Below are 25387 nucleotides of genomic sequence, written 5' to 3'. Positions count from 1 at the left end.
GATTCACGCGGGGTCGAGCACGAAGTCGTAGACCACCTGCAGCCCGGACCCGTCGGCCGCCGGTGCGGGGTCGAGCACGAGTTCAGGTTTCACCGCCGATGCGATGTCGGCATCGATATGGTCGCCGCCGCGGAAGTACAGCTGGGTGGTGATCGGCAGGCAGCCCGGTGCGGACACCTTCAGATGCAGGTGTGACGGCCGCCACGCGGGCCATCCGGCGGCCGTGAGCAGCGCGCCCGTCGCACCGTCGGTGGGGATCTGATAAGGCGCGGGCCGGATAGTGGTGATGTCGAATTGGCCGTATTCATCGGCGGTGACCGTGCCCCGCAGGTTCCATTCGGGGATCCCCGGCGCGAATTGCGAGTAGTAGCCGGCGTCGTCGGAATGCCAGATCTCGATCGTCGCGTTCGGGACGGGGACCCCGGCGACCGTGCGTACCTCGCCGGTGAAACGCAAGGGCGTTCCGGCCTCGTCGTCACGCATGGGAAGCAGCGCCATCGCCGGCAGCGCCGGAGCGCCCGGTACATAGTAGGGGCCTTCGATGGTGCCCTTGCTGCCGCGCCGCTGGGCGTGGGCTACCTCTTCGACGACGTGTTCGATGAAAACATCGAGGAACAAAGGCCATTCGCCGTCGGTGCCCACCTGGATGAGCCAAGCCTTGAGCACGTCGTACTCGGCATAGGTCAGCTCGTGCCGACGGATGATGTCGTGCGCCGCGGCCAGCAGTTCGGATACGAGTGTGTCGACCCGGCCGACGTCGGCGTGCGCTCCCGAACGGGTCCTCTGTTGGAAGTGCGCGGTCGCCGATGCGCCGGATTGGGCGGCCGTCGCTTGGGTGGTGGCGAGCTCGGTCATTGGTGTAACTCCTTCGGAACGGACCGTGCGATCAACGGTCCTGGCGGTAGCGGGTGAGTTTGTCCTCGTCGATCTGGATACCGAGGCCGGGGCCCTTGCGGATCTGCATCGTCCCGTCCCGGATCTGCAGCGGTTCGGTCAGCAGGTCGTCGGTCATGTCGAGGAAGTTGGACAGCTCGGCGGCGCGGCCGGAGGTGCGTTCGAACGCCGCGGCGAAGGCGAGGCTGCACAGCGATCCGATCTGCCCGTCGATCTGATTGCCGATGACCATCTCGACGCCCAGGCTTTCGCACAGGCTGAGCACGCGATGCGAATAGGTGAACCCGGTTCGGGCGGTCTTGATACTGATGCCGGTCGCCGCGCCGCTGAACAACTCGCGTACGACTTCGGCCGGGCGGCTGACGCTTTCATCGGCGAAGATCGGTATCGAGCTGTGCGCGACCAGCCAGCGGCGGTCGAATACCTCGTCGGCCGCGCAGGGCTCCTCGGCGAAGGTGAGACCGACGTCGCTCAGCGCGCCGAGTGCCCGAACAGATTCCGCGGCGGTCCATCCACGGTTCCCGTCGATGTACAGCTCGGTGTCGGGTCCGAGTGCGCGGCGCAGCGCTCGGCACGCCTCGACATCCTGGTCGATCGGCCGTCGACCGACCTTCACCTTGAAGGTGTTGATGCCGAAGGAATCCCGCATTCGCTCGGCCTCGGCCACCATCTCCGCAGCAGGTCCGAACCCGACCATGTGCGCGACACGGACCCGGTCGGTGAAACCGCCCAGCAACTCCGTGACCGACACGTCGAGCGATTGTCCGATGATGTCCCAGATGGCCATGTCGAGCGCCGATTTGGCGGTGGGATTGCCGACGGTTCGGTTCAGCCGGGAATGGATGAGTTCGCGGGCCAGTGGCGACTGGCCGATGAGCTGGGGGGCGAAGAAGTCGTCGATGATGGCGATGATCGATGCCTGGGTTTCCCCGTAGGTGAACGGCCGCGGCGGCGCCTCCGCGGTGCCGACGAGACCGGTGTCGGTGTGCACGCGGACGAGCACGTGCTCGGCGCTGGTGACCTCGCCGCTGGCGAACCGTAGTGGTTTGCGATAGGGGATGGCGAATGGAATCGCCTCCACCTTACTGATTTTCACGCTATCTCCTGATGAGCGGGCTTCGTACGACGGTGGCGCCGGCCGCGCGGTCGGCCGCGTCGAAGAAGTCCTCGCGGTAGATGTCCCGGGGAAACAACCGCGCTTTCATGAGTGCCTTGAGGGTGTCGGTCACCATGGCCGGGCTGCCGCAGATGTAGGCGACGTGACCGGCCGCGCGGGGGTAGTCCTGTGCCAGCAGGTCCGGCACCCGTCCGGTACGCCCGTTCCACTCCTCCCGGGAGAGCGCCGGGTGGTAGGTGAACCAGTCATGCTGGGCTGCGGTGGATTCGAGCCAATCGTGCTCGTAGAGATCGTCTTTCGTCGCGACGCCGTGATAGAGGGCGACCGGACGTCGATTCCCGGTTTCGACCAGATGCGCGACCATCGACTTCAGCGGTGCCAGGCCGGTTCCGCTGCCCAGCAGCAGGATCGGCTGGGTGCGTGCCGACCGGAACGAGAACCGTCCATACGGGCCCGACAGGGTGACCCGGTCGCCGACGGCCAGTCGTCCGAAGATCCAGCCGTCGGTGGCCCGGCCTCCGTGAGACCTCTTGATATGGAGCTCGATTCGACTCGGATCGGCCGGTGTGCTGGCGACCGAGTAGGGACGCTGTTCGCCGCCGGGTAGATCCAACAGCACATACTGGCCCGGATTGAAGGCCAGCGGCGTGTCCAGGGTGATGATCAAGCGCCGGACATCGGGTGCGACGTCGGCGAGGTCGGCCACCACGCCGACGTGGTCGCGAACCGGGTGGATGTCGAGACCTTCCTCGGCGTCCACCTCGCCTTCGACGACCAGATCGGTGCGCGGTGTGGCCACGCACAGCAGCGCGCAGCCCTCCTCCCGCTCGCTCTCCAAGAGCGCGTACGGCGACGCATCGCCGAAATCGACTTCACCGTCGACGATTTCGGCCTTGCAGGTTCCGCAGGTGCCGTGCGTACATGCGTGCGGCAGCCAGATGCCCTCGCGCAGGCAGGCATCGAGCACGGTCTGGTTCTCCCGGCAGGTGATCTCCGCGCCGAGTGGATCGATTCGTACCGTATAGCTGGTCATCAGTGAACCCGCCGCTCAGGCCGAGAATTTCAGCAGTGTCTTGTGGCCCACCCCGAGCTCGGCGAGCGTCCGGTCGGAGGCTGGTGCGATGGGCTCGTCGAACAAGCGCCACTCGCGGATGGCGGCCGGATCGAAATCCGGGTCGGACGCGGCCCACGGGTGCACCATCGCCGTGACGAACTCACCGAACGGCATTGCCTTGGGCGCACGGAAGCAGGCCGCCGAACAGAACAGCGGATTGCCGTCCCACAGCACGTACACCAGCTGGTCATCGCCGAAGACCTCGGCGCGATCGGCGGAGGGGAAGTTGTAGTCGTAGAGCGCTTTCACGGTCATGTCATGCCTCCGACCGGGTCTGGTCGCCCGCGTGCCACTGGGCCCAGGAAAGCTGGTCGGGCGAACCCTTGTACTCGCCGTTGTCGCCGTCCTGGATTCCGTACCAGGCCAGCACTTCCGGGACGCTGGGCCCGCCGCAGTTGCCCTGGTAGATCTGATGCACGGGCAGCCACGCTTGGATGTATTTCTCCGGCTCACGGTCGAAGATCCACTTGCAGCCGTCGCTACAGGTATGGAAGATCTCCCCTCGGAATTCGCTGCGCCGCAACGACAGTCGTGTGGGATCGGAGGTTTCGCTGAATGCGATCGGGACCTGGCATACCTGGCAGAGCTGCGGCAACCCCTGGAAGAAGATCCGACTGCCCGCCGCCTCCGCTCGCTGATGCTTCTCCCAGGTCGGCCGGTAGAAGCGGTCGAAGCTGTCCGGGTACTGCTCGGACAGCCACGCCATGTGCGCGTCGCCGGGAGTCTGTGTGGTGATCGCCGCGGCGAACGAGAAGTTGTGCAGAATGCGGTAGACCTCGTGCGAGAGCTTGTCCTTCTCGGCGATGGCGTCCTCGACGTGCCGGGGTGGCCGGATTCCGTAGTACTCGAGGTCGGGGAACAATCCGCCGAGCATCTGGTCCTCGAAGTAGAGCTGGAATGCCTCCTTCCAGCTCATCACCGGCTTCGGGAGCATGTAATCCATCATTCCGGCGACCAGCGCCGACATCCGGTATGCCCGCCAGAACCACTTGTCGATCCAGTCCTGGATGATCGGCACATTGCCCTCGTCCTGCTCCAGCAGGAATTTGATGGCCTCGAGTCCGAGGGTCATGTGCCGGCTCTCGTCGGATTGCGCCGAGAATCCGAACGACATGGTCGGCAGGTCGCCGTTGAAACTGGCGCCGCTCATGAATGGCACGAAAAGCAGGTTGGTGAGCAGATACTCGAAGCTGAAGGAGATGGAGATCAGGAATTCGAAGGGTCCCGCCGACATCGCGTCGTCGAAGAGCGACTTCGGCACCGACAGGTACCAGACGCGGTCGTGCATCTTGGACCAGCTGTGGAAGCCGCTGTAGTACTTGTTGTAGTTGCTGATCGTGTGGACCTGGGTCTGGCAATGGCGCAGTTCGTCGATGCTCTGGCAGAGCGCGGCGAATCGAGGCGCCGGGCCCTCCAAATACCGTGCCAGGAACGCGAAGTGACGGTGTGCGGCGTACTCCAGCGGAGTCACACCCTGGATGAACAGCTTGATCGCGTTCAGGTAGCTGGCATCCGCCAGTGTCAGGTGTCCCTGTCCCTGAGCGAAACTGTCGAGCACGGCATACAGGCGCTTGTCCTTCTCGGCCTGATACTTGTAGTAGGCGTCGACGGTGAGCCGGAACGGGTCCTGCCAGCCGTCCCAGTCGTGAATGGTGATGCCTTCGTAGCGGGTGTAGGGAAAAAGCTCCTCCCGCGTAACGTAACTGGGCTCCCAATCGAGGTCGCGGGTCAGGCGGGAGTACCGCTCTTTCAGCGGCAGCTTCTTGCGGGCGATGGTGCTGTCGATCTCGATTGTCATATCAGTGTTCCCATTTCACGATGATGCGGTCGTCGTCCCATTCGGAGAGATTTCCGGCGAACGAGACGATGGCCAGCTGGAATTCGCCCGTCTCCCATTCGCGTCCGAGTCGGCTCTCCACGGTCTCCCGGTTGATCACGATCTGACCCGCGGCCTGGACTTTGATAAGGCCGGGCAGATGCCGGATCGTGAGTTCCGGATTGTCGGTCTTGATCGCCTCGATCAGGGCTCGGTTGTCTTCGGACTCCTGCAGATCGATGCCGACCTGGCGCAGTGTGGTCATGCCCGGCCTCCCGCCGTGACGGCCCACTGGGCATCGGTGATAGCGGTGAGGATCTCGGTCGCTTTCGTTGTCGGCACGTGCGCCTCGATGGCCTCGGCCAGCGCACCGACGGCGGAACGGGCTCGGCCGCTCCATCTCTCGGCGAGTCCCGCGAGCGTTGCCGCATTCGCGGTGCCGTGCTCGGGGTCGTTCAGCCACGTCTTCGTCAGCGCGTCGAGCCACTTGCGCTGATCGGTGTACCACGTGGTGAAATGCTGGGCGACCAGGCTGTAGGCCCCGGCGCCCCCGAGCAGTGCCGCCTCGTCCAAGCCGCGGTAGAGCAGCGGATAGACGAGGGCATCGATCAGGTCGATGGCGAGCAGGCCCTCGGCCCAATCCTCGACGACCATGATCTCCTCGGTCAGGCGGCGCAGCGGCTGGAGGTGGTCCGCGGCGAGCCACTCCCGCTTGGCGCCCTCGAGTACCCCAGAATTTCCGGCGTCGAGCTCGAGTCCGATCCGAGACAGCATCTGTGCGTTGCCGATTCGGTCGAAGGCGGCGTAGGTGCAGCACTGTTCCAGGGAGGTGCCGTCGGCGAATCTGGCACCGGCCACGCTCACCAACTGGGCGGCGGATTCGAAGTGCCGCAACGGCACGACGGCCGAGGACAGCATCGCGTGCCATGCCTCGGGCAGGCGCACCAGCAGATTCCGCCCCTCGAGGTAGGCGAGGGACTTCCCGAATTCGTCGTGCAGCGCGGCTCGCTGCGTGACATACGGCGTGTAGTAATACTGTCGCGGATCGGTGAAACTGTATGTGTCGCTCAATCGCAGAGCGGTGAATCGTGCATCGTAGAGTTCTCGGTCGGGCGCCCACGTCGGCCGGTAGTGGAAGTTCTCCTTCGGCTGAATGTCGAGTGTGCCTTCGAGATAGCGGCTTGCGGGCTGGTCTCCGAGCCGCTCTATGACGTTCTGATACGTGTTTCGCTTGGGTTCGATGACCTGATAACGCAATTCGTACTGCACGGTGGTCCTACTCCTGATTTGATCCGGGGTCCGGCCGGTCGGCCAGCAAACTGAGCACCAGAGCCTGCAGCGCCGCTTCGCCGCCGAGTTCCCGTGTTTCGTGAACAGGCTTGCCCGACAACGACAATTCGGCTGTGCCTGCTCGGCCGGACAACTCTGTGCGGATTCGTGCCGAGCGGTGTCGGTAGCCGAGCGTGAATGCGAATTCGTGGGGACCGCTGTCGTCGACGAGGCTCATGGTGTCGCCGCGATCGGACAACACCGCATTGGCTTCGCAAATCAGCTGCTCGGCGAGAGAGCGGATGACTACCTGATTGTCGGTGGCCTCCGGTATTGGGCGGGGACGGCTGGGTTGGGTTTCCGGAACCGGAATTTCGGCTCCCGCCAGCAATTCCCGAACCGCAATCATGAACGGGGTCATGAGGGTCCTTCTGGATATGTGACGCCAGTCCTATCCGGGAGTGGCTGTGAGACAAGTCTCATGGCGGTGTGGCGGTTTGTGAAATACTTGATTCCCGTCGATTGAGACGACGCGGATATCAATGCCCGCTGAGTGTCAATGCCCGCCGAGCGCCTCGATGATTTGAGTCATCTGCGGACCGGCATCGGCGGCCGGCTGCATCAGACCCTGCGTGGTGCATACCGAAAGGGGCTCGGACGCGACGATTGTCGCCTCGTGCTGCCGATCTCCGGCCCACCGGCAGCAGGCGTGCAGGAGCGGCTCTGGTCGATGCCAGTGGACGAGATCGCGGCACGATCAGGTCGGCGAGCCGTTCGGCTCGGGCGCAGGCTTCCTTGCCCGCGGTGGAGGTGCCCTCGGCCAGCAGCAGCCGGATCGCCGAGTCCTGTTCGATTTCGGCGATCTCGGCGTGAATTCTGGTGGTCTGCTGCTGATATGGCGGCAAGGCAGTGAGATGGGCGCGAACGTCGTCGGGGATCGCGAGGCCGAGGCGAATGCGTTTGTTGATGATGCGTGCGCGCAGCCGCGGCAGTCATCCTGATCGGCCAGGCGTTCCCCGGCCATGAGTCTCTGCTAGGCGGCGGCCAGGTCACCGATTAGTGCGGCGACCCGTGTGCCGCTGCCGAAAGTGGCGAGCAGGAAGTCCACCGGGCCACCCTGTCGGTCCAGCCGCGCGCTCGCATCGAGCAATGCTCGGGCTTGCTCGAGATCTCCCTGCTCGTACCGCAGTCCGCCGAGAAGAGCACCGGCCAGAATCGAGGAGCGCGAGGGGCCGCCCATTCGGGCGGACACGGTCATCGCGTCGGTGAAATGGCGGCCCGCAGCAGCGATGTCGAGCTGTTCTCGGGCCGCCAGCCCCGCGACACAGTGGCTGTGCATGACGAGGAACGGTCCTCCACGCGGACTTCGCTGGAGGGTTTCCTCGTGCTGTCGCCGGGCCCCGGAGAAGTCGAACCGGTTCAAAGCATCGTTGGCCACCAGATTGGCGGTGGACAGAGCGGCGAATGTGGTGCGTGATTCACCCGGCAGCGTCGCCAACTCCGCAGGCAGGCCGTCGAATCGATCGGTCACATAGTCGTCCACCCACACAGCGCACGATCATGGTCTCGGTGCGAATCGCATCGACATCTTCTGGCCGCAGTTCCGCGGTCTCGAGCGCGGTATCGGCCCGTCGCAGCGCGAGGCGCAGCTGTTCGTGGCGTTGCAGACCGACATTCGCCCAGGCCACACACAGTTGGAGGCGGGGCGCGATTCCGTGTGGGCGGCGGGGAGTTTCGCGACCAAGCCGAGGAAGGTGGCCATCCGGGAGTGACCGATCAACCCGACCGAGCGTGCCTCCACGATATCGACCGCGCGTTGCGGGTCTCTCGCGGACAAGGCATGGTCGACGGCCTCGCTGAGCAGATCGTGATCGGCGAACCAGGTCGCCGCGCGCTGGTGCAGATCGGCGACGCGGGTGGGATCGGAGCGAATCAACCTGCGCTGCAGGTAATCAGCGAACAACCGGTGATAGCCGAACCACTCGTCGTCCTCGTCCAAACGCAGCAGGAACAGGTTGCGGTCGGCGATCTGCTCGAGCATTTCCTGGCCGTCGGCCCGCCCGGCCAGCGCATTCGCCAGCACCACGCACACGCGGACGGTGATCGAGGTCGCGTGCAGGAACTCGAGCAGTTCGGGCTCGAGCGAGTTCAGGACGTTCTCCGCGAGGTATTCGCCGATGGCGTGATACCGCCCGGTGAGGTTGGCGATGAACGTGCCGGGATCCTCGCGGACCCACAAGGATAGGTAGGCGAGTTGCAGAGCCGCGGGCCACCCTTCCGTCGATTCCTGCAGCCGTTGGATGTCCATGCTGTTCAGACGTAGCGAGTTGTGCGTCACCAGGATTGCGGTGGCCTCGCTCCTATCGAAACGTAAGGCGGCGGCATCGATTACGATCAATTCGTCACGGACCTGCAGGCGCGTGAGCGGCAGTCCGGACCGGTCGCGTCCGACGATCACGATCCGAAGATGGTGGCAGCCATGTTCGAGCAGATACTCGAGCACGGTATGGCTTGCTGTGCTGCGGACCTGATGCCAATCGTCGATGACGAGAGCTATCGGCTGTCCGCTGTCGTGGTGGTTGTCGGTCCCGCGGTCAGGACGCGGTCGTGGGTACAGTCTTCCGAAGAAACGCGATCTGCTCGCGGACAACCGTTTCGAATGCTTCGCCGACGTAGATGTCGAAGTGGCCGGCATCGTAGTGGAGTACTTCGCTTTGTGCGGCCTGCGCGGCGTAATTCTCGGTCTTGTGGGACGGGGTGACGCTGTCCCGGTCGCAGATACAGAACAGGATCGGTGTGCGAATATCCTTGGCCCGGCGCCCGGGACGATAGCGCGGCACCTGGAACATCACCCGTGCCGGAACCTGGTCCGGCCAGTCGTCCAGGCCGGAGGCGGCGAGGATCGCATTGAAGCCGGGCAGCGAGTCCGGTGAAGTCATTATCGCGAGGTCACCCGGCGCGCCGACTACTCCCACCCGGACCGGTTCATGGCCACGTCGGGCTGCCCATAGGTCGCTGACCGCACGTCGCATCAGCTTCAGTGCGGTGAAGATCGGCATCGACATCGCCGCCGCCAGCCCGTCTGTGAACGGGCACTGGGTGATCGTGGCAGCGACGGCAGGGTCGTTCGCGGCGGTGACAACGACGTGCCCTCCCGCGAAGGATGTGCCCCAGAGGACGACACGATCGGCGTCGGCTTCCGGAATCCGGCGAGCGAATGCGACCGCGGCCCGCCAGTCTTCGAGCTCCCGCTCGACATCCACCAGTTCACGCGGTTCGCCGGTGCTGGCACCGAAATGCCGGTAGTCGAAGACGAGGCATGCGTACCCCTCGCCGACGAAGCGTTCGGCGTATCGGTCCAGGCCCATCTCCTTGATGCCGCCGAAGCCGTGGGCGAGAACGAGAATGGGGACCGGACCGGTAGAGGTGACACCCGAAGGCAGGTAAAGCCATCCCGCACACGAGCCATCGCCCGAGTCGAATCGCACGTCCTGGCGTGCTGCTGATGTATTTGTCATGATGTGTCCCCTAAGCGGACTAGTGGGCGGCCAGCCAGGCATCGGTCTGCTGATGTGCGATCGATACGAGCCGGTCGTAACCGAGGTTGATGTCGATCAGGTGTGACTCGAACATTGGAATCTCGTTGACCTGATCAGGACCGGTGAGGTCGATCTTGTAGAAGTGGTAGCCATTGTGTTCCTCGCAATGGCCGGTCGCCCGCGACGCGGTGGATGTCCACGTCGAGTCCGAATGTGGGTAAGGACCCGGAAACGTGATGGAGCGCATCAGAATCGAGAAAGTACCGGACGGATACGGGGTGGACAGGAGGGTAATCGGCTGCGGCGAGTTGTCACCGCTGAGCAGGCCGGGGTCGGTACAGGCGACCTCATATCCCGGACCATCCGGCAGGCCGAAGCGCTGCGACATCAGGCTTGGATCGGCGTTGCCGAAGAATGACACTGGGGGATCGTGCTGAGCAGTGGAATACGCTGTCACGCAGCCATATTCGCCAGGTTCGGTACACAGGGGAATCGACGCGAAGTCTCCGCCGATCGTCTGCCCCTTTGCAACCGTCACATTGCCACCCATGAGGAAGGCGCCGACAAGCCTGGAACGCTGCTGTGGGTCTTGATCGACATGGTCTCGGATCAGCTTGCGTGCCATCAGCGTTCCTTGCGAATGACTGATGATGATCACGCCTCGACCGTGATTGTCGTGCGCGAGGTAGTCGTCCCAGGCGTTCTCGATGTCGTGATAGCCGGGCTGGATGAGGTCGGCGCCGGCGACTTCCAATCCCATCGCGGGCAGCGTCACCTGCCGGTACACCGGAGCGAACACGCGGCACAAGCGAGAGAATCGCGCCACCTGGAGGGCGGTGATGTACTGCGCCTGCGGCTGCGGCACCGGGTCCTGTGTGAGGGTCGGCTGGTCGCTGACCGTCGGGTATATGTAGAAGCAGTCGATGGGCCGGGCCGACTCGGGGACCGGTGCGTTGTGGGAAACCTCGCCGGTGGCCAGATCCGTGGTGTCGAGCGGCAGATTACAGCCGTCGGTCGCCATCGACGGGTGACATAACCACGTCGTTCCGGGGTGCGGCGTCGTGTCCGGCTGAGCACCCGCCGGCGCCGCCGGCAGTGCCACGGCAGCGACCGCCGCAAGGCTCAGCACAATTCTCGAGGCATTGAACATCGTTGTTACTCCAGCCTGCGTGGGCCGCCGGAGTTGCATTGGCGGCCCACGCTATTGATGACTTGGTCAGTCCTCCCTGGGCGGAGGTTCTTGGGATTCCAGGACCGCCGCACTCCAGCCGGCGGCGACATCACCCCGTTCGGCCACCTTCTTTGCGGTGAGCTGGTCCACTTCGACGGCGATCGGTCGCAGCTTGCGGTCCAGCAGCCCGGACAGGAATCCGCGCAGCCGATACTGGAGTGCGAGCGATCCGGGGATGAACACTCGCCGCTGCCTGCGCTGGATGCCGCGCACAATGCGCCCGGCGGCCAGCGATACCGGGAAGGTCTTGCCGGCCGCCCCGGGCAGCTGGGCCCGGGTGCGGGCGAAGTCCGCATGCTCGCGGTCGGCGTCGCGCACCATCGGGGTATCAATGAACATCGGGTAGGCGATCCCGACGTCGACGCCGAGATGGGCCACCTCCACTCGGAATACGTCCAGCAACGCCTCGAGCCCTGCCTTGCTCGCGGCGTACATGCCCTCACCAGGCGGTGAGAAGATCGCGGCCGCCGAGGCCACCCCGAGCACATAGCCGCGGCTCGCGATGAGGTGCGGCAGGCAGGCGTGGATGAACCGCCAGTTCCCGGTCACGTTGACATCGAGGACCTTGGCGAGCACCGACGGATCGAGATGCCGGACCGCGCCCACCGGGCCGATGCCGGCATTGGATACGGCGACGTCGATCGCTCCGAACCGCTCGACTACGGCCTGTACCGCGGTGGCCACCGAGTCGGCGTCGGTGATGTCGCAGCGCACCGCGATTGCCACGTCGCCTAGTTCGGCCGCGGCCTGCTGCGCCGCTTCGCCGTTGATGTCCAGCAATGCGACGCGATGGGTCCGCGCGAGTTGCCGTGTCACCGCAAGACCGATTCCGCTTGCCGCGCCCGTGATCACGGCTACCGGTTGCGTTGCGGTCGATCCGGCTTTGTCGGATTCGGCCATGGTCAGATCTTTCGTTCTTGGTCGCGCCAAAACGGTTCTCGGATGTCCTTTTTCAGGACTTTGCCGTTGGCACTCCGGGGGAGCGCATCCACGAACACGACCTGCTTCGGCGTCCGGACCCCGCCGAGCTTGGGCCGGCAGTACACCAGCAGGTCCGCCTCGGTGAGTTCCTCGCCGGCGTTGAGTTCCACCACCGCGGTGACCGCCTCGCCCCAGTCGGCGTGCGGGGTGCCGATGACCGCGCAGTCCTGCACGGCCGGGTGGGTCCAGACGACCTGCTCCACCTCGCTCGGGTACACGTTGAACCCGCCGGAGATGATCATGTCCTTCTTGCGGTCGGTGATGTGCAGGAAGCCCTCGGCATCGAGGAAGCCGAGGTCGCCGGTGTGCAGCCAACTGTCCACGACAGTCTCCGCGGTCTTGTCCGGCGCTTTGTAGTAGCCCTTCATCAACAGATCGCCGCGCACACAGACCTCACCGGTCGCTCCGGTGGGGAGGATCGCACCGTCCTCGCCGAGAATCTCCACCCGCACCATCGGGGCGGGCCTGCCCGCGGCGGTCAGCCGAGCGTCCTCGGCGATCTTGCCGTCACGGAAGTGCTCCTCCGGCCGCAGGAACGCGATCGCGCTGGGTGCCTCGGCCTGCCCGTACCCCTGCAGCATGACGGGACCGAACACCTCGATCGCACGCCGCAGCTTCTCGGTGGACATCGGGGCCGCGCCGTAGACGAGGTATTTCAGCGAGGAGAAGTCGCGCTGCTCGATGCCCGGTACTTCCAGCAGCCGGTAGATCACCGTCGGGGGCAGGTACAGCTCGGTGACGCGGTGCTGCTCGATCAGGTCGAGCAGCAGGTGCAGATCCATCTTCGGCATTACCACGACCGTGCCGCCGCGTGCCGAGCAGGGCAGCGTCATGGTGCCCGCGGCGTGGGTCATCGGCGCGGCGACCAGGAAGACCGGCGGTTCGTCCGCGGGGTAGGACGTGGCGAACATATGGTGCTGCCCGCTGACCGTCAGGCTCCGGTGGGTGTTCATCACGCCCTTCGGCGCGCCGGTGGTGCCTCCGGTCGGCATGATCCCGGCCACCGAATCCTGCGCGGGGATGAAACCGGGGATCTCCGCGGACGCACCCTCGATGAATGCCTCCAGGGGGACAGCGTCTTCGGTTGCCGCGGCGTTGTCGCCCAATGCGACCACGCGGCGCAGCTGCGGCAGCTTCGGGCGCAGCTGCTCCACGATCGGCAGCAATTGGGTGTGGCAGAACAGGATTTCACAGTCGAATCCCTCCAGCAGCCGCTCGGTCTCCTCCGGGGGATTCGCGGGATTGACCGGCACCCAGGCCATTCCGGCTCGCCATATGCCGAGCACGCATGCCCAGGCGACCGGATCGTTGGGCGCGAGCACGGCACCCTTGGTCTCCGATTCGATGCCGATGTCCAGCAGGGCATTACCGATACGGCAGGAAAGCTCGCCGATTTCGCGGTAGGTGTAGCTGCGGTCGTCTGCGACGAATGCGACCCGGTCCGGTCCGGCCCGCCAGCCTCGGTCGAAGAAGTCGGTGATCGCCATCTGTGTCGTGTCTCCTTACGCCCCGAGCCGGCCGCCGCGCCGCAACAGCGTGGTCAGGAAGCCGAATTTCATGTTCAGCAAATGGTTTTCGCCGTCCTCGATGCGCGCGGCGCGCGCGTCACGGAACAGTTTCTCCATCGGGTATTCGCGAGTGAGCCCGTAGCCGCCGAACAGTTGCAGGGCCTCGTCGGCGACCTGGAATGCGAGGTCGGTGCACGTGACCTTCGTCGCCCCGGTGTAGTACGGATGTTTGGCGGGGGACAGCGCGGTGTACTCGGCGGCCCGCCGGGCGACCGCCCGGATGGTCTCGACGTTCCGGGCCATCTCGCCGAGACGGGCCTGCACCATCTGATGGTCGGCGAGCAGCGCGCCACCCTGCCGCCGCTGTCCGGCGTATTCCACGGCCTGTTCGAGAGCAGCTCGCGCCAGCCCCGACATCATCCCGCCCATCGCGACACCCGCGGTCGACCAGGTATTGGCGTGTCCACGCCAGTAGTCGTCACCGAACGACACCGCATAGCTCACCGGGACCTTCACCTCGTCGAAGAACGTCTCCCCCTGCGGCAGGGCCCGTTGACCGAGCTTTTCCAACGGCCTGCCGTGGCTCACGCCGGGCAGATCGAAGGGGACGATAACCTCCATCCCGTACGGGTGGCCTTCGCTGTCGAAGAATCCGTCGCCGTAATCGGCGACGATCGAGAGGATCCCGACCTGCGCGACCGCGCCGTTGGAAACCCAGGCCGAGCTCTGTCCGTTGATCACGATGTCGCCGCCTACAACCTTGGCGGTCAGGTTGCCCTTATTGCCCTGGGGAGCGCCGACGTGCCGCTCGGCCGGATAGAGCATGGTCCCGTCGGATCCCCGATCGGGCTGGCTGGCGATCCAGCAGCCGAGCTTTCCCGCGGTGAGGTCGATCAGTTCCTGGTTGCCGACGCGCTTGGCCACGATGTTCGGGAACGCGCCGGCCAGCATCGACACGGTGAGACCGACATCGGCCCAACCGAATTCCTCGATCACGATCGACTGTAGCCGAGCCAGGGCCTGCGGCGGCACATCGTCGGGCTCGGAGTCGAAGCCGATGCCCGACTCGGCCGCGATGCGCATGAATTCCCAGTACGGTGAGCCAGGGGCGACCGCCTGCTCGGCGGTGAGCTTGTCGATCGCGATACCCGCCGGGCGCATCACCTCCCGGGCGAATGTGTGCATCGCCTGCTGAACGGCCCGCTCTTCGTCGTTGAGAACCTCGAAGCCGGTGGTCTCGACGTATGGCAGCGCCGGCCGTACCGACGCCGCGTGATCCAGTTGTGTTGTCATTGCTCGTAACTCCTTTTCACGACAATTGCCGTCGGCGCTAGCTGGCGGCCGCGATCGCGGCCGGCAGATCCCGCTCGTGCTCGAGGGTCTGCAGGTCGGCCATCTGCTGCAGAGCCAGCCGGGCGGCCGGATTCGCCAGCAAAGTCCGCAGCCCGTCGTTCTCAGCGGCGAAACCGGCGAACAGAGCCTCGACCGCAGCAGCGGACACGCTCTTCAGCACTTCGTTGACCGCGGCGACGGCACCTGGTGTACGCGCGGCAACCCCCTGCGCCAGCTTGTCCACATAGGTCGAGAGCTCCTCGCGCGGCAGCGTCCGGTTGACGATTCCGTACATGGCGGCCTCGTCGCCGGTGAAGTCACGGCTGGCCAGAATGACCTCGCGGGCGCGGGCAGGACCGATCGCCATGACCAGGCGCGTGGTGCCGCCGCCGGCGGGAATGATGCCGCCGCCGACCTCGGGCAGGCAGAAACGGCTTTCCGCGGTCGCGAAACGCATGTCGGTCGCGAGCAGGAACTCCAAGCCGGCGCCGCGGCAGATCCCGTCGACCACGCCGATGGTCACCTGCGGGAGGGTCTGCCACGTGGTCGCCAGCGCCTGCACGACATTGATGTCGTCGTAGCGGCTCTGCGGCACGGTCGTGTCGCTGAACGAGCGGATCAGATCGTTCAATTCGAAATGGGCGATGAAGAATTCGGGATTGGCGCTCCCGAATACCACGACCGCGGTCTCCGGATCGGCGGCCAGCGAGCCGGCGAGATCGAACAGCTCGCCGACCATCTGGATCGTCATCAGATTCAGCGGCGGGTTGTCGAAATCGACGTACAGGATCCGGCCATCGCGGCGGGTCTTCAGCGTCTGGTAGGTCATCGTTGACTCCTCGGAATAGTCATTTATGAAGTGAGGATCGTTATGGCGGCGGCGGCTTCTTCACCGGCGTACAGGCCGCCGCCGTTCTCGGCGAGCGCCACCCGGGCGCCGGGGACCTGGCGCGGGCCGCAGTCGCCGCGCAACTGGTGCACGAGTTCATAGATCTGCGCCAGGCCCGAAGCGCCCATGGGATGTCCCTTGGATTCCAGACCGCCGGACGGGTTCACCGGCAGGCGGCCACCGAGCCGGCTGGCGCCGGAATCGGCGAACTCACCACCCCCGCCGATCGGGCAGAAGCCCATCATCTCGGTCTGCAACAGCTCACCGAACGCAGACGCGTCGTGGACCTCGGCCACCGAAATGTCCTCTGGGCCAACGCCTGCCTGTTCATAGGCGTCGAGGGCGGCCAGCCGCGTGGCCGAGCGGTTCCAGGCCGAGAGCGGGCGCACCGATCCGGTCCGCAACACCGACGCCAGGATCCGAACGGGTGCACGGGAGCTGAGCCGGCGCAGGCCAGCCTCGTTGCAGACGACTGCCGCCGCGGCGCCGTCGGTCAGCGGCGCGCACATAGGCACCGTCAGTGGTCCCGAAACCGGGTGTGCATCAAGGATTTCCGCTACCGACATCTCCTTGCGGAAATGGGCGAGCGGATTGTCGACGGCGTGGGCGTGGTTCTTCTCGGCGATCACCGCGAGCTGTTCGCGGGTGGTGCCGAACGCGGCCATGTGCGCATGGGCGAGCGCGGCGTAATAGTCCATGAACAGGCTGTGCGGCCGCCCGTCGTCGGGCAGCTCGCCGCCGAGTTCGGTGAGCAGGGTGCGTACGCTCTCCCGATCGGTGACGTCCACGCCGCCGTCGAATACGGCCAGTGCCCGGCGCTTGTCGCCGATGCTCAGCCGTTCGGCCCCGACGGCGAGCGCGATGTCGCCGGCGCCGGAGCGAACGTGCAGAACAGCCTGGTGCAGCGCAGTCGCTCCAGTGGCACAGGCGTTTTCGACGTTAACGACGGGGATGCGCTCGAATCCCATGGAACGCAACGCCATTTGACCCGACACGACGACCTGTCCTTCGAGCACGTCCTGGCAGGTGTTGCCGAAGTACGCGGCCTGCACATCGCCGAGTTCGGCGCCTGCGTCGGCAAGAGCCTCGATGACCGCTTCTCGGGTGAGGTCCTTGATCGAGCTCTCCGGTCGGACACCGAAGGCGGTCATTCCGACCCCGGCGACCCACACGTGCTCAGTCGTCACGCCACGGACTCCTCGGTCAGCCGCGCGAGCCCGTATGCCTCCAGCGCCCCCAGCAGTTCCCGGTGGCCGACGAGTGCGGCCGGTGAACGGAATCCGGTGCCGTGGTAGGTGTCACCGACCAGCCGCATAGCGATATACGCCTGAACCAAACCGGTGATCAGGTAGCCGGAGGTGCTGTGGATCACCGCACGCGCGGCGACGGTGTTACCGCGGCCGCTGCACCAGTCGACCGAACGGTTCACCTGCCGGTTCTCGCGGGACGGAGTCGTGGGTGTCATCGCGGCCGCCACCCGGTCCAGAACCGGGTACAGCTTGTCCTCGGGAAGCCACTGGAAGGTGACCTTGAACAGGCGCTCCGCCTCGCGCACCCGCTGCGGGATGTCGCCCTTCGCGTTCTTCATCGCCACGAACATCCGGCAGTTGCGGACCCGGCGGTCGTTCTTGAAGAACACCGGCATCGCGGTACCGCCCCAGTTGAGACCGGGCACCACGTGTTCGCTCCCGGGCACGACGATGTCCTGCTGTACGATCCCGTCGTACTTCTTCAGGACGTTGTCCTCGAGGTAGTAGGCATCCTTGCGGATCACGTCGAACATCGACTGGGTCGATCCGATGGTCGGGACATTGCTGACGTATTCGCCCAGCTCGAGGGTGTCGATGCCGGGAGTCTCCAGGACGATGCGCGCGGCGATGTCCGTCACCGCGTATTGCATCGAGACCGCGGTGGACGCGGCGAGACCGGCCGCGGCGAACTTCGGGCCCCACTCGTCCACGATCGACATGTGGTGCGTCTGCTCACCAGCGGTGTCGAGATAGTGGCAGCCCGCCTGCAGAGCGGCCTCCAGCACAGCAGGTGCGTAACGCAGGAACGGACCGACCGTGTTGCAGACCACCTTGCGGCCCCGGAACAGCGTGGTCAGTTCCTCGACGGACCCGCCGACCTCGGCGATTTCGTAGTCGGCGGTCTCGATGCCGGGGACGGAGTTCATGACCTCCTGCAGCCTGGCTTTGTTCCGGCCGGCGGCAACGAAGGGGATGTTGTACTCACGCAAGAATTCGGCCACCAGTCGGCCCGTGTAACCGCTGGCGCCGTAGATGACGACCGGGCGAGGCTCGCTCACGGTTGCTCCTTTGTTAATTCCATGACAAAAATGTGCTGCCAGTCACTGTGCCGAGCGCCATAGCCTTGTGCTTGCCCCTACGCGCAACACATCCAGCGATTCGCGCATTCGGCTGTCGGTCCGTCAGGCGGCACGCGCTGATTGTCAAGTCCGCCCCGCGTGAGGTCGACTACACTTGTTACAGCTGGAGGTACCCGGAAATGACGACGGCAGCAACCTGGTCGACCAGTGGAATATCGCGCCACGACGCCCTGGATGCCTGGAACAGCAAACTGTCCGAACTGCACCTGGGTTGGGCCATGTCGTTTCCGGAGCCCGAGCGATTCGGCGCGGCCATGCGATACCGGCGGGTGGATTCGCTCACCGTCGCGGAGTTTCGCACCGACTGTTGCGCCGGTCGGTTGCCGGCGTCGGTGCGCGACGGCGAGCCGTTCATCGGGATTCTGATGAACCTCTCCGGGCGGATTGTCTGCAAGTACGCCTCCGGCGGCGATTTCGTGGTCGACGCGGGGCAGTTGACCGTCTGGGACAGCGAGATCGCCAAGGCGTTCGAGGTCGTCGATCCGCATCGGGAGTTGTATCTGCTGGTCCCGCGTCGACGTGCACCGCAGGGCCTGATTCGAGCCGCTCTCAGCGCGGGTGGCGCGGTTGCCGCAGGTCCGGGCTCGGGCCTGGTATCGATCGCGGCCGACCAGTTCCGGGGTATCGCCCGGGAACTCGGTCAGCTCTCCGATGCCGGGCTGGCGATCGCATGCCAAGCCTTGTTCGATACCCTGGATTCCGCCTTGACCGAACCGGTCCCTTCGTCCCGTGCCTCACTGCTGCTGCAAGTGCGGCGCTACATCGAGGACAACCTCGACGATCCCGATCTGTCCCCGACGTCGATCGCCAGCGTCCACGGCATCTCCGTCCGCACTCTGCAACTCGCCTTCGCCGAAACCGGCATGACCGTCAGTCGCTGGATCCGGGACCGCCGCTTGAATGTCTGCTACCGCAACCTCGCTCAGGCTCGTCCCACCGAAACGGTCACCGATGTCGCCTTCCGCTGGGGCTTCAACAACGTCGGTCATTTCAGCCGCACCTTCAAACAGGCGTTCGGCGTCAGCCCGAGCCGCGTCCTGGCCGAGTCGCGATCGGGGAGCGATGATTCGGCCGCGCTTCGGACAGCAGGGCCTTGAGCGGGGAAGATGGTTACGCCGAGAGGCGCTGCGCGACTTCGGATCACGCGCGGATGCCGAAGAGTTGATGCCCTCGTCCTGACTGCAAGTGGGGCTGCACCGTTCGATCGGTTATGCGCCTGCTTCCGGGATCAGCGGATGGCCGATGATAATCGGATGACGTGGCTCGATGGCGCCGACGATCCGCTTGCCGAGGCCGGCCAGCTGCCGGACCTGGGCACGGGTCAGAACACGAGAAAGGGGCGTCCGATGGCGGTGATGTCGGCCTGCAGGATCTGCAGGATGTTCGGATGGCCCGAAAGCCGTCCTAGTGCGCGTTGCTCCCGGATGAACTGGTCGCGCTCGTCTCCGCGAACCTCTGAACTCAGCACCTTGACCGCGACGAACCGTTCGAGAGCGTATTCACGGCAGCGGTAGACGACTCCGAAACCGCCGCGGCCTATCTCTTCGAGATCCCCGAATCCGGCGGCGGCAAGTTAGTCGGCGGTGGCGATGGTGGGTGCTGTCAGATCGATGTCGGACACTTTCCGGCGGTTGTTACACGGCCAGGCTGCCGAGGCCGCGACCGATCGGACGGCCGCCACCCAGTAGCTGACGGGCTCGTCCCAGCACGCGGGCGAGCACCGGTGAGGCATCGCCGCGGCGAATGGCGACGGCCAGTTCGACCTCGACGGTCGTGCCCGCCAGTGGCCGGTAGGTCGCTCCCGTGATCATCAGATTGCGAACCGAGGCGGGCACCAATGCGACACCGAGGCCGGCGGCTGCGAACGAAACCATGGTCGAGGTCTCCGCGACCTCGATGATGTCCGAGGGCTCGAAACCCGCTCTGCCGCAAGCGTCGAATACCGCGTTGTAGACGACGGACCGGTTGTGCGAGGGATAGCAGATGAACGTATCGGCGCGCAGTTGCGCGAGTGGGACCGCGGGATGACTGGCCAGGGGATGGGTCTCGGGCAGCACCGCGACCAGCGGTTCTCGCCGCAGGACCTGGACGTCCAGTCCGGGATCACGAACCGGGGGACGTAGGAAGCCGACATCGAGCGATCCGTTCCGCAATCCCGTCACCTGGCGCGGAGTCAGCATTTCACCCTCGAGCTCCAGCTCGACACGGGGCAGTTCGGCGCGCAGCACCCGAGCCAGGGCCGGTAGCAATTCGTAGGTGGCCGAGCCGGTGAAACCGATTGCCAGCCTGCCGATCTCGCCCGCCGCGATGCGGTCGGCCTCGGACTTGGCGGCGTCGACCGCGGCAAGGATCTCCCGCGCCCGCTCCAGATAGCGTTCACCCGCCGGGGTGAGTTCGACCTTGCGGGTGGACCGGATCAGCAACTCGACCCCGAGTTCGCATTCCAGCCGTTTGATCTGCTGGGACAACGGAGGCTGGGCCATGTGCAGTCGTTCCGCGGCCCGCCCGAAATGGCGGGTCTCGGCAACGGCCACGAAGTACCTGAGGTGTCTCAACTCCATTGGGGGGTCACCGCTCGATGGAAACTTCCGCGGTTCGAGATCATGCCGTGCGAGGCAGCTGCGCCCGGGCGAGCGTCTGGGAGGCGGATGCGCAGACGCGGCGCAGTGCGTGCTCCAGTCGGCGGCTGTCGAACCGGCCATGTGGTCCGGCTACGGAGAGGGCGGCGATCGCGCGGCCCCGGGAGTCGAAAACCGGTGCGGCCAAGCACACCAGCCCGAGGCGGCTTTCCTGATGGTCTTCGGCGATGCCGTTGGCGCGGATGGTCGCGAGCTCGTCCGCGAGGCGATCCGGATCGGTGCGGGTATGGGAAGTGAGGGCTGGGAGCCCTCCTGCGACAACCCTGGCGGCGGTGTGGGAATCGTACGCGAGCAAGATCTTCCCGACAGCGGTCGCGTGCGCGGGGAGCCGCCCGCCGATTCGCGAGGGAGCCGGGATCGTCCGATGTCCGTACAGCTTGGCCAGGTACACGACGTCGGTGTCGTGCAGGGCCGCCAGATGCACTGTGTGACGGGTCATCTCGTACAGGTCGGTCAGGAACGGCAGCAGCAGGTCCCGGACGCGCTCATGCTCGGGCGAGTACACCGCCTGGCCCAGCTGATGCAGCCGAGCTCCGAGCCGGTAGCCGGTGCCGATACGTTCGACCACGCCGTTTCGCTCGAGCATCCCGAGCACCCGGAAGGCCGTCGATTTGGAAAGATCTGCGCGCCGGGCGAGCTCACTGACACCGACACCGGTGCTGGCCTGGTCTCCGAAGGCGACCAGCAGGCTGATGGCCTTGTCGACGGCGGCGCGATCGTCGCGGACCGGTTCGGCAAAGGACGTGGTCATTGTGAGTTCCTCCGGCTAACGGCTGGTGTCCAATCTGATACACCGCATCGGCACTTATATATGACAATCATGCAAACTGGCGGACCGTTCGTCAATAATGACGACTGGTATATTAAAAGTGACGATCTGTACGTGATCAGGTGTCCGACCCCACATTCAGCCCAGTGCGGCACGTGAGATGCTCGGATGTATGACCACTTCGGAATCTTCGCCGAGCGCCCGCCGCATGCGATCCGACGCGGCACGAAATCACGCCAAGATACTCGCCGCGGGGGACCGCCTGCTCTCCGAACGTGGATTGGATGTCACGCTCGACGATGTGGCCGCCGCCGCGGAGGTCGGAGTGGGGACCGTGTACCGGCGGTTCGCGAACAAATCCGAGTTGATCGCCGAGATCACCGGTGGATACGTCACCCGGTTGGAGGAGGCCGCCGCGGCGGCCGAACGGAACCCGGATCCATGGTCGGGGCTGGCGGGCCTGCTCGAGCGAACCTGTGAGCTCGTGGCCGGAAACCGGGGACTCGCCGCCGCCATGAGCGAATCGGCCGACGGCGCAAGGACCTTCGCGCGTTTTGAAGCGGCCGTCGCGCCGGTTCTGGAGAACTTGGTGGACCGGGCCCGGGCCGACGGTGCAGTGCGAGCGGATCTCGCCCCGGCCGATGTTCTGGCATCGATCGCGATGGTGCATTCCGTCGCGGCCTTCACCGGGGCTGTGCGGCCGGGCAACTGGCGGCGCTATCTGGCGTTGCTGTTGGATGGAATGCGGTACCCGGCCGAACCGGCTGTTGAGCCAGCACTCACGATGGCGGAGATCCGGAGCGCGCGGGCGATCGCGGCGGCGCGGGACCGCCGCTGAATCAGCGGCAAGGACAACCCGGTTCATCAAGCGTGACGGCGGTTGCCGGGATCGCGCTCAGGGTGCGGTCGCGGGTACGTTTCGGTTCGAACGCGGCTGCTCGCTTGTGGAATCCGGTACCACGGTCACCCGGTCGATTCGTGATCGGCGATTGGCCATCTGCTATCGCACACACTCTCAGCCGGCCCCCAGTGGAAGTTGACCGCCCGTTCGTCAACAATGACGATATGTACATCAAAAGTGACGGCAAGACCGACGAGAACCAGCTGGTGGCTCGGAACGTCGGTCGGTATCGTCGTGAGCGGGCCATGTCCATCGGCGAACTAGCCCGTCGTTCCGGGTTGTCGAAACAGACCCTGTCCAAGATCGAACAGGGAGTCGGCAATCCCACCGTGGAGACGCTGGCCTTACTGGGCGCCGCGCTGGATGTGTCGGTGCGTCGACTGCTGACCGAATGGGGTACCCCCGTCTATGTCCAGCGGGCGAGTGAAGCGGAATGGTTCGAGTCGATGAACCGGTCCGAGCGCATGCTCGACGAGACCTACGGTTCGGGCTATGTGCGGACGCTGGTGCTGCGGCTGGAGCGGGACAGGCAGCAATCGACCACGATCGAGCCGCACGCCCCTGGCACCCTGCATCACCTCTATGTGATCACCGGCAAATTGCGCACTGGGCCTATCAGCGACTCGGTCGACTTGGTCGCTGGTGATTTCGTTCGGTATCCGGGTGATGTGCCGCACTGCTATGTCTGCCTGACCGACCGCGTGGTCGCGCACATGGTGACGACGTATCCACAAGTGCGTCAGTTCGGTCCCACGGTGCACGAGGGCTCGCACCGGCCGGGGGTGCCGATGACCGTGCCGGACTGACCAGGCCGGTGCGCGGACCCTGGTAGCAGCAATGCGAACATCGCCAGGACGATCATCAGCAGGCTCGTGACCAAAGCGAGCCACCAGTATCGCTCCGGGGCGCGTCCGTCCACTGGACGCCGGGCTCGCGGTCGGGAGCGAATCACGTGCCCGGCACGTGGTCGAGGTCCATGTCGACGGCGGTGACCCAATCTGGTTCCGCAACCAGCACACTGAGTTCGATATCGGGCAGGTCGACGTCGACGACGTAGCGGAATCCTGCTGCCCGCGCGTATTCCAGGGTGCTCGGATCGTCGGTTGGCACCGCGAAAATGACCTTGCGGCACTGGGAATCCGCGGCTTGGACGGCGGAGGTGAGCACTCGGAGCATGTCCATCTTCTCTTGCGGGTCACCGTCGCTGATCCGGATCTCGAGGTCGTGAGATCCGACCGGATAGGCGTTGCGCAGTCGCCCCGCCACGCAACGTTCCAGCTCGACAGACGCGCGGAAGTCGGGCGTGCGGCAGATTTCGGCGAGAAGCATTGTACGCGAGCGGTCTTGGATGGCGAACGTCCACGGATCCGGCAATTCCAGGATTGGAACGGGGGGCGTGGTCATGGTCGCACTTCCTTGTCGATCAGATGCCGGATCCTGACCTTGTCGAGCTTTCCGGAGGCGTTGCGCGGCACGGTTTCGACAACATGCAACCGCCGAGGAAGTTTGTACCGTGCGAGTTTCGACGCCGTGTGCTGCCGGACATCCTCGAGCGTGATCTCGGTCCCCGCCGCACAGTTGATGACGGCCGTGACGGTCTCACCCCACTGATCATCGGGTGTGCCGATCACGGCGACATCGAGAATGCCGGGCAGATCGGCCAGCGCTCGTTCGACTTCGGCGGGATAGATGTTCTCGCCGCCGCTGATAATCATGTCCTTGAGCCGGTCGACGATGTAGAGGAAGCCGTCCTCGTCGAGATATCCGATGTCCCCGGAGTGGAACCATCCCTCCCGGTCGAAGGCCGCACCGGTCGCCGCCGGGTTGTTCCAGTACCCCGGTGTGACGTTGGGGCCACGCACCACGATTTCACCCGCACTGCCAGCCGGTACCGGGGTATTCGTTGGGTCGACAACCCTGACTTCGGTGTGGGGCATGGGGATTCCCGCGGAACCGATCTTCGCCTCGGTGAACTCGGCGGGGAGATGGGTTGCGAAGGGCGCGGTTTCGGTCAATCCCCACGCCTGCTGCAACGTGATCCCCAGTGCTGCATAGTGTTCGATGAGAGACGTCGGGACCGGAGCTCCGGCCACCACAATGGTGCGCAGATGGCGGAGCGCTGTGCGAGCCAACTCGGGCACCCGTGCCAGCGCGGCGAGCATCGCTGGAACCGCGAAAAACGAATTGACCTCGAAGTCGATCAGATCGCGAAGAAAAACAATAGGTTCGAAGCCGCGGCGGATCACCAATGTGCCCCCGCGGACCAACGTGCGCAGTGCCAGTGCGTTGAGGCCGCCGATATGGAACAGCGGGGCGGAGGCGTGGGTAACGTCTCCGCGACGGGTGTCGAGACGAGAATCGACGTTGATCCCGTTCCACCAGAGATTGCCGTAGGTGAGAATCACGCCTTTGGGGAATCCGGTTGTGCCGGAAGTGAACATGAGGATCGCGGGCTGGTCGAAAACCCGTCGTAGCGGGACCGTCGTCGGCTTTCCCATGGTGGTGAGCAGCGGGCTCCAAGGCTCCCACCCCAGGGACGAGCCCTCCGCCGGCACTTCGGTGTCGTCGTCGACGAGCAGAAGGAGACGCACAGCGGTTTCATGCCGCACCGCGTCCAACAACTCACGATGACCGGGCTCACAGACCGCGGCGATGGCGCCGCTGCCGCGCAGCACCGCGCCCAACTCCGGCTCGGCGAGACGGAAGTTGACGGGTACGAAGATGGCACCCAATCGGAAGGCGGCGAGCATGGTGATCAGGAACGCGGGACTGTTGAGGCCGAGATAGGCGATCCGGTCTCCGGCGCCCACACCGCGGTCGGCGAGGGCGGCTGCGAGTCGTGCGGCTCGAACGTCGAGCTGCGCGAAGGTGAGATCGCCTCCCGCATACCGGATCGCGAGTTTGCCCGGGTGGTGGTGGGCGGTCACCGCGATCGCGGATGCTGGATTGACATCTACTGTGGCACCGGGACTCACCGGATGCGCCATGGTCATCGAAAC

At 65.3% G+C, this 25387-nt stretch carries 27 protein-coding genes; 4 read left to right on the top strand and 23 right to left on the bottom strand.

Annotated elements, in window-relative coordinates:
• Positions 1 to 3 precede the first annotated feature (3 nt).
• The 8 genes from catA to ACFYOW_RS16095 are packed head-to-tail and all read right to left on the bottom strand — an operon-like array spanning position 4 to position 6631.
• Positions 4 to 855, bottom strand: coding sequence for a catechol 1,2-dioxygenase (catA, locus tag ACFYOW_RS16130; RefSeq protein ID WP_387288509.1), 852 nt, complete (start codon positions 853 to 855; stop codon positions 4 to 6).
• A 31-nt stretch (positions 856 to 886) separates the two neighbouring features.
• Positions 887 to 1990: a mandelate racemase/muconate lactonizing enzyme family protein gene (locus ACFYOW_RS16125; protein WP_387288507.1), complete on the bottom strand. Its 1104-nt coding sequence runs from the start codon at positions 1988 to 1990 to the stop codon at positions 887 to 889.
• A gap of 1 nt (position 1991) precedes the next feature.
• Positions 1992 to 3044, bottom strand: a complete 1053-nt coding sequence (locus ACFYOW_RS16120) for an NADH:ubiquinone reductase (Na(+)-transporting) subunit F (RefSeq protein WP_387288505.1) — start codon at positions 3042 to 3044, stop codon at positions 1992 to 1994.
• A 15-nt stretch (positions 3045 to 3059) separates the two neighbouring features.
• On the bottom strand, positions 3060 to 3380 hold the full coding sequence (locus ACFYOW_RS16115) for a phenol hydroxylase subunit P4 (protein WP_387288503.1): 321 nt from the start codon (positions 3378 to 3380) through the stop codon (positions 3060 to 3062).
• A 1-nt stretch (position 3381) separates the two neighbouring features.
• Complete coding sequence (locus ACFYOW_RS16110; protein WP_387288501.1) at positions 3382 to 4923, bottom strand: YHS domain-containing protein; 1542 nt, start codon at positions 4921 to 4923, stop codon at positions 3382 to 3384.
• 1 nt (position 4924) lies between these two features.
• On the bottom strand, positions 4925 to 5206 hold the full coding sequence (locus ACFYOW_RS16105; protein ID WP_387288499.1) for an MmoB/DmpM family protein: 282 nt from the start codon (positions 5204 to 5206) through the stop codon (positions 4925 to 4927).
• Positions 5203 to 6210, bottom strand: a complete 1008-nt coding sequence (locus ACFYOW_RS16100; protein ID WP_387288497.1) for a phenol 2-monooxygenase — start codon at positions 6208 to 6210, stop codon at positions 5203 to 5205. Before ACFYOW_RS16100 ends, ACFYOW_RS16105 begins: the two co-directional genes overlap by 4 nt.
• Before the next feature lie 7 nt (positions 6211 to 6217).
• Complete coding sequence (locus tag ACFYOW_RS16095) at positions 6218 to 6631, bottom strand: hypothetical protein (RefSeq protein WP_387288495.1); 414 nt, start codon at positions 6629 to 6631, stop codon at positions 6218 to 6220.
• Between the two features lie 211 nt (positions 6632 to 6842).
• On the opposite strand from ACFYOW_RS16095, the gene ACFYOW_RS16090 reads away from it, so the two are divergent.
• Positions 6843 to 7211, top strand: a complete 369-nt coding sequence (locus ACFYOW_RS16090) for a hypothetical protein (protein WP_387288493.1) — start codon at positions 6843 to 6845, stop codon at positions 7209 to 7211.
• A gap of 32 nt (positions 7212 to 7243) precedes the next feature.
• Here the strand turns inward: ACFYOW_RS16090 and ACFYOW_RS16085 are convergent, their stop codons facing one another.
• The 10 genes from ACFYOW_RS16085 to ACFYOW_RS16040 all read right to left on the bottom strand — a co-directional run bounded on the left by ACFYOW_RS16085 (position 7244) and on the right by ACFYOW_RS16040 (position 17998).
• A complete protein-coding gene (locus ACFYOW_RS16085) occupies positions 7244 to 7741 on the bottom strand; it encodes a hypothetical protein (RefSeq protein WP_387288491.1) in 498 nt (165 codons plus the stop codon).
• 27 nt (positions 7742 to 7768) lie between these two features.
• Positions 7769 to 8668, bottom strand: coding sequence for a hypothetical protein (locus ACFYOW_RS16080; RefSeq protein ID WP_387288490.1), 900 nt, complete (start codon positions 8666 to 8668; stop codon positions 7769 to 7771).
• Positions 8669 to 8804: 136 nt separating this feature from the next.
• Complete coding sequence (locus ACFYOW_RS16075) at positions 8805 to 9728, bottom strand: alpha/beta hydrolase (RefSeq protein ID WP_387288488.1); 924 nt, start codon at positions 9726 to 9728, stop codon at positions 8805 to 8807.
• A gap of 19 nt (positions 9729 to 9747) precedes the next feature.
• The gene (locus ACFYOW_RS16070) at positions 9748 to 10899 is read right to left on the bottom strand and encodes a DUF3089 domain-containing protein (RefSeq protein WP_387288486.1); all 1152 of its coding nucleotides are present in this window, start codon (positions 10897 to 10899) and stop codon (positions 9748 to 9750) included.
• A gap of 66 nt (positions 10900 to 10965) precedes the next feature.
• Positions 10966 to 11880 (bottom strand): SDR family NAD(P)-dependent oxidoreductase, encoded by a 915-nt coding sequence (locus ACFYOW_RS16065; RefSeq protein ID WP_387288484.1) that lies wholly within the window; start codon positions 11878 to 11880, stop codon positions 10966 to 10968.
• A 2-nt stretch (positions 11881 to 11882) separates the two neighbouring features.
• Positions 11883 to 13448, bottom strand: coding sequence for an AMP-binding protein (locus ACFYOW_RS16060; protein ID WP_387288482.1), 1566 nt, complete (start codon positions 13446 to 13448; stop codon positions 11883 to 11885).
• Between the two features lie 15 nt (positions 13449 to 13463).
• Positions 13464 to 14762: an acyl-CoA dehydrogenase family protein gene (locus ACFYOW_RS16055; protein WP_387288480.1), complete on the bottom strand. Its 1299-nt coding sequence runs from the start codon at positions 14760 to 14762 to the stop codon at positions 13464 to 13466.
• A gap of 37 nt (positions 14763 to 14799) precedes the next feature.
• Positions 14800 to 15630: an enoyl-CoA hydratase/isomerase family protein gene (locus tag ACFYOW_RS16050; protein ID WP_387288478.1), complete on the bottom strand. Its 831-nt coding sequence runs from the start codon at positions 15628 to 15630 to the stop codon at positions 14800 to 14802.
• Between the two features lie 23 nt (positions 15631 to 15653).
• Positions 15654 to 16877, bottom strand: a complete 1224-nt coding sequence (locus tag ACFYOW_RS16045; protein ID WP_387288476.1) for a thiolase family protein — start codon at positions 16875 to 16877, stop codon at positions 15654 to 15656.
• Positions 16874 to 17998: a saccharopine dehydrogenase family protein gene (locus ACFYOW_RS16040; RefSeq protein ID WP_387288474.1), complete on the bottom strand. Its 1125-nt coding sequence runs from the start codon at positions 17996 to 17998 to the stop codon at positions 16874 to 16876. Before ACFYOW_RS16040 ends, ACFYOW_RS16045 begins: the two co-directional genes overlap by 4 nt.
• A gap of 200 nt (positions 17999 to 18198) precedes the next feature.
• Between ACFYOW_RS16040 and ACFYOW_RS16035 the strand changes: the two genes are divergently transcribed.
• Positions 18199 to 19176 carry a helix-turn-helix domain-containing protein gene (locus ACFYOW_RS16035; RefSeq protein WP_387288472.1) on the top strand — a complete coding sequence of 326 codons (978 nt, stop codon included), beginning with the start codon at positions 18199 to 18201 and terminating at the stop codon, positions 19174 to 19176.
• A gap of 224 nt (positions 19177 to 19400) precedes the next feature.
• Here the strand turns inward: ACFYOW_RS16035 and ACFYOW_RS16030 are convergent, their stop codons facing one another.
• From ACFYOW_RS16030 to ACFYOW_RS16020, 3 genes are all read right to left on the bottom strand, one after another.
• Complete coding sequence (locus tag ACFYOW_RS16030) at positions 19401 to 19619, bottom strand: protein kinase (RefSeq protein ID WP_387288834.1); 219 nt, start codon at positions 19617 to 19619, stop codon at positions 19401 to 19403.
• Between the two features lie 94 nt (positions 19620 to 19713).
• Positions 19714 to 20640 carry a LysR substrate-binding domain-containing protein gene (locus tag ACFYOW_RS16025; protein WP_387288470.1) on the bottom strand — a complete coding sequence of 309 codons (927 nt, stop codon included), beginning with the start codon at positions 20638 to 20640 and terminating at the stop codon, positions 19714 to 19716.
• A gap of 40 nt (positions 20641 to 20680) precedes the next feature.
• Entirely contained in the window at positions 20681 to 21469 is a 789-nt protein-coding gene (locus ACFYOW_RS16020) for an IclR family transcriptional regulator (protein WP_387288468.1), read from the bottom strand.
• 190 nt (positions 21470 to 21659) lie between these two features.
• On the opposite strand from ACFYOW_RS16020, the gene ACFYOW_RS16015 reads away from it, so the two are divergent.
• Both ACFYOW_RS16015 and ACFYOW_RS16010 read left to right on the top strand, forming a co-directional pair.
• A complete protein-coding gene (locus ACFYOW_RS16015; RefSeq protein WP_387288466.1) occupies positions 21660 to 22325 on the top strand; it encodes a TetR/AcrR family transcriptional regulator in 666 nt (221 codons plus the stop codon).
• 227 nt (positions 22326 to 22552) lie between these two features.
• Entirely contained in the window at positions 22553 to 23194 is a 642-nt protein-coding gene (locus tag ACFYOW_RS16010; RefSeq protein ID WP_387288464.1) for a helix-turn-helix domain-containing protein, read from the top strand.
• Positions 23195 to 23336: 142 nt separating this feature from the next.
• On the opposite strand, the gene ACFYOW_RS16005 is transcribed toward ACFYOW_RS16010, so the two are convergent.
• Both ACFYOW_RS16005 and ACFYOW_RS16000 read right to left on the bottom strand, forming a co-directional pair.
• Complete coding sequence (locus ACFYOW_RS16005) at positions 23337 to 23792, bottom strand: hypothetical protein (protein WP_387288463.1); 456 nt, start codon at positions 23790 to 23792, stop codon at positions 23337 to 23339.
• On the bottom strand, positions 23789 to 25381 hold the full coding sequence (locus ACFYOW_RS16000; protein ID WP_387288461.1) for a long-chain fatty acid--CoA ligase: 1593 nt from the start codon (positions 25379 to 25381) through the stop codon (positions 23789 to 23791). The genes ACFYOW_RS16005 and ACFYOW_RS16000 overlap by 4 nt, the downstream gene beginning before the upstream one ends.
• Between the last annotated feature and the right edge of the window lie 6 nt (positions 25382 to 25387).

It is taken from the genome of Nocardia sp. NPDC006982, from assembly GCF_042869435.1.
GTDB lineage: Bacteria > Actinomycetota > Actinomycetes > Mycobacteriales > Mycobacteriaceae > Nocardia.
Note: the sequence above shows the minus strand (reverse complement) of the source record. Positions and strands in the feature narration are given on the sequence as shown.

What these genes read in the sequence shown, in the direction of transcription:
- ACFYOW_RS16005 (WP_387288463.1), bottom strand. Translation starts at nt 23,792, where the DNA reads ATGACCACGCCCCCCGTTCCAATCCTGGAATTGCCGGATCCGTGGACG.
- ACFYOW_RS16055 (WP_387288480.1), bottom strand. Translation starts at nt 14,762, where the DNA reads ATGACAACACAACTGGATCACGCGGCGTCGGTACGGCCGGCGCTGCCA.
- ACFYOW_RS16050 (WP_387288478.1), bottom strand. Translation starts at nt 15,630, where the DNA reads ATGACCTACCAGACGCTGAAGACCCGCCGCGATGGCCGGATCCTGTAC.
- ACFYOW_RS16010 (WP_387288464.1), top strand. Translation starts at nt 22,553, where the DNA reads ATGTACATCAAAAGTGACGGCAAGACCGACGAGAACCAGCTGGTGGCT.
- catA (WP_387288509.1), bottom strand. Translation starts at nt 855, where the DNA reads ATGACCGAGCTCGCCACCACCCAAGCGACGGCCGCCCAATCCGGCGCA.
- ACFYOW_RS16095 (WP_387288495.1), bottom strand. Translation starts at nt 6,631, where the DNA reads ATGACCCCGTTCATGATTGCGGTTCGGGAATTGCTGGCGGGAGCCGAA.
- ACFYOW_RS16120 (WP_387288505.1), bottom strand. Translation starts at nt 3,044, where the DNA reads ATGACCAGCTATACGGTACGAATCGATCCACTCGGCGCGGAGATCACC.
- ACFYOW_RS16000 (WP_387288461.1), bottom strand. Translation starts at nt 25,381, where the DNA reads ATGACCATGGCGCATCCGGTGAGTCCCGGTGCCACAGTAGATGTCAAT.
- ACFYOW_RS16105 (WP_387288499.1), bottom strand. Translation starts at nt 5,206, where the DNA reads ATGACCACACTGCGCCAGGTCGGCATCGATCTGCAGGAGTCCGAAGAC.
- ACFYOW_RS16070 (WP_387288486.1), bottom strand. Translation starts at nt 10,899, where the DNA reads ATGTTCAATGCCTCGAGAATTGTGCTGAGCCTTGCGGCGGTCGCTGCC.
- ACFYOW_RS16020 (WP_387288468.1), bottom strand. Translation starts at nt 21,469, where the DNA reads ATGACCACGTCCTTTGCCGAACCGGTCCGCGACGATCGCGCCGCCGTC.
- ACFYOW_RS16110 (WP_387288501.1), bottom strand. Translation starts at nt 4,923, where the DNA reads ATGACAATCGAGATCGACAGCACCATCGCCCGCAAGAAGCTGCCGCTG.
- ACFYOW_RS16075 (WP_387288488.1), bottom strand. Translation starts at nt 9,728, where the DNA reads ATGACAAATACATCAGCAGCACGCCAGGACGTGCGATTCGACTCGGGC.
- ACFYOW_RS16065 (WP_387288484.1), bottom strand. Translation starts at nt 11,880, where the DNA reads ATGGCCGAATCCGACAAAGCCGGATCGACCGCAACGCAACCGGTAGCC.
- ACFYOW_RS16035 (WP_387288472.1), top strand. Translation starts at nt 18,199, where the DNA reads ATGACGACGGCAGCAACCTGGTCGACCAGTGGAATATCGCGCCACGAC.
- ACFYOW_RS16025 (WP_387288470.1), bottom strand. Translation starts at nt 20,640, where the DNA reads ATGGAGTTGAGACACCTCAGGTACTTCGTGGCCGTTGCCGAGACCCGC.
- ACFYOW_RS16115 (WP_387288503.1), bottom strand. Translation starts at nt 3,380, where the DNA reads ATGACCGTGAAAGCGCTCTACGACTACAACTTCCCCTCCGCCGATCGC.
- ACFYOW_RS16060 (WP_387288482.1), bottom strand. Translation starts at nt 13,448, where the DNA reads ATGGCGATCACCGACTTCTTCGACCGAGGCTGGCGGGCCGGACCGGAC.
- ACFYOW_RS16015 (WP_387288466.1), top strand. Translation starts at nt 21,660, where the DNA reads ATGACCACTTCGGAATCTTCGCCGAGCGCCCGCCGCATGCGATCCGAC.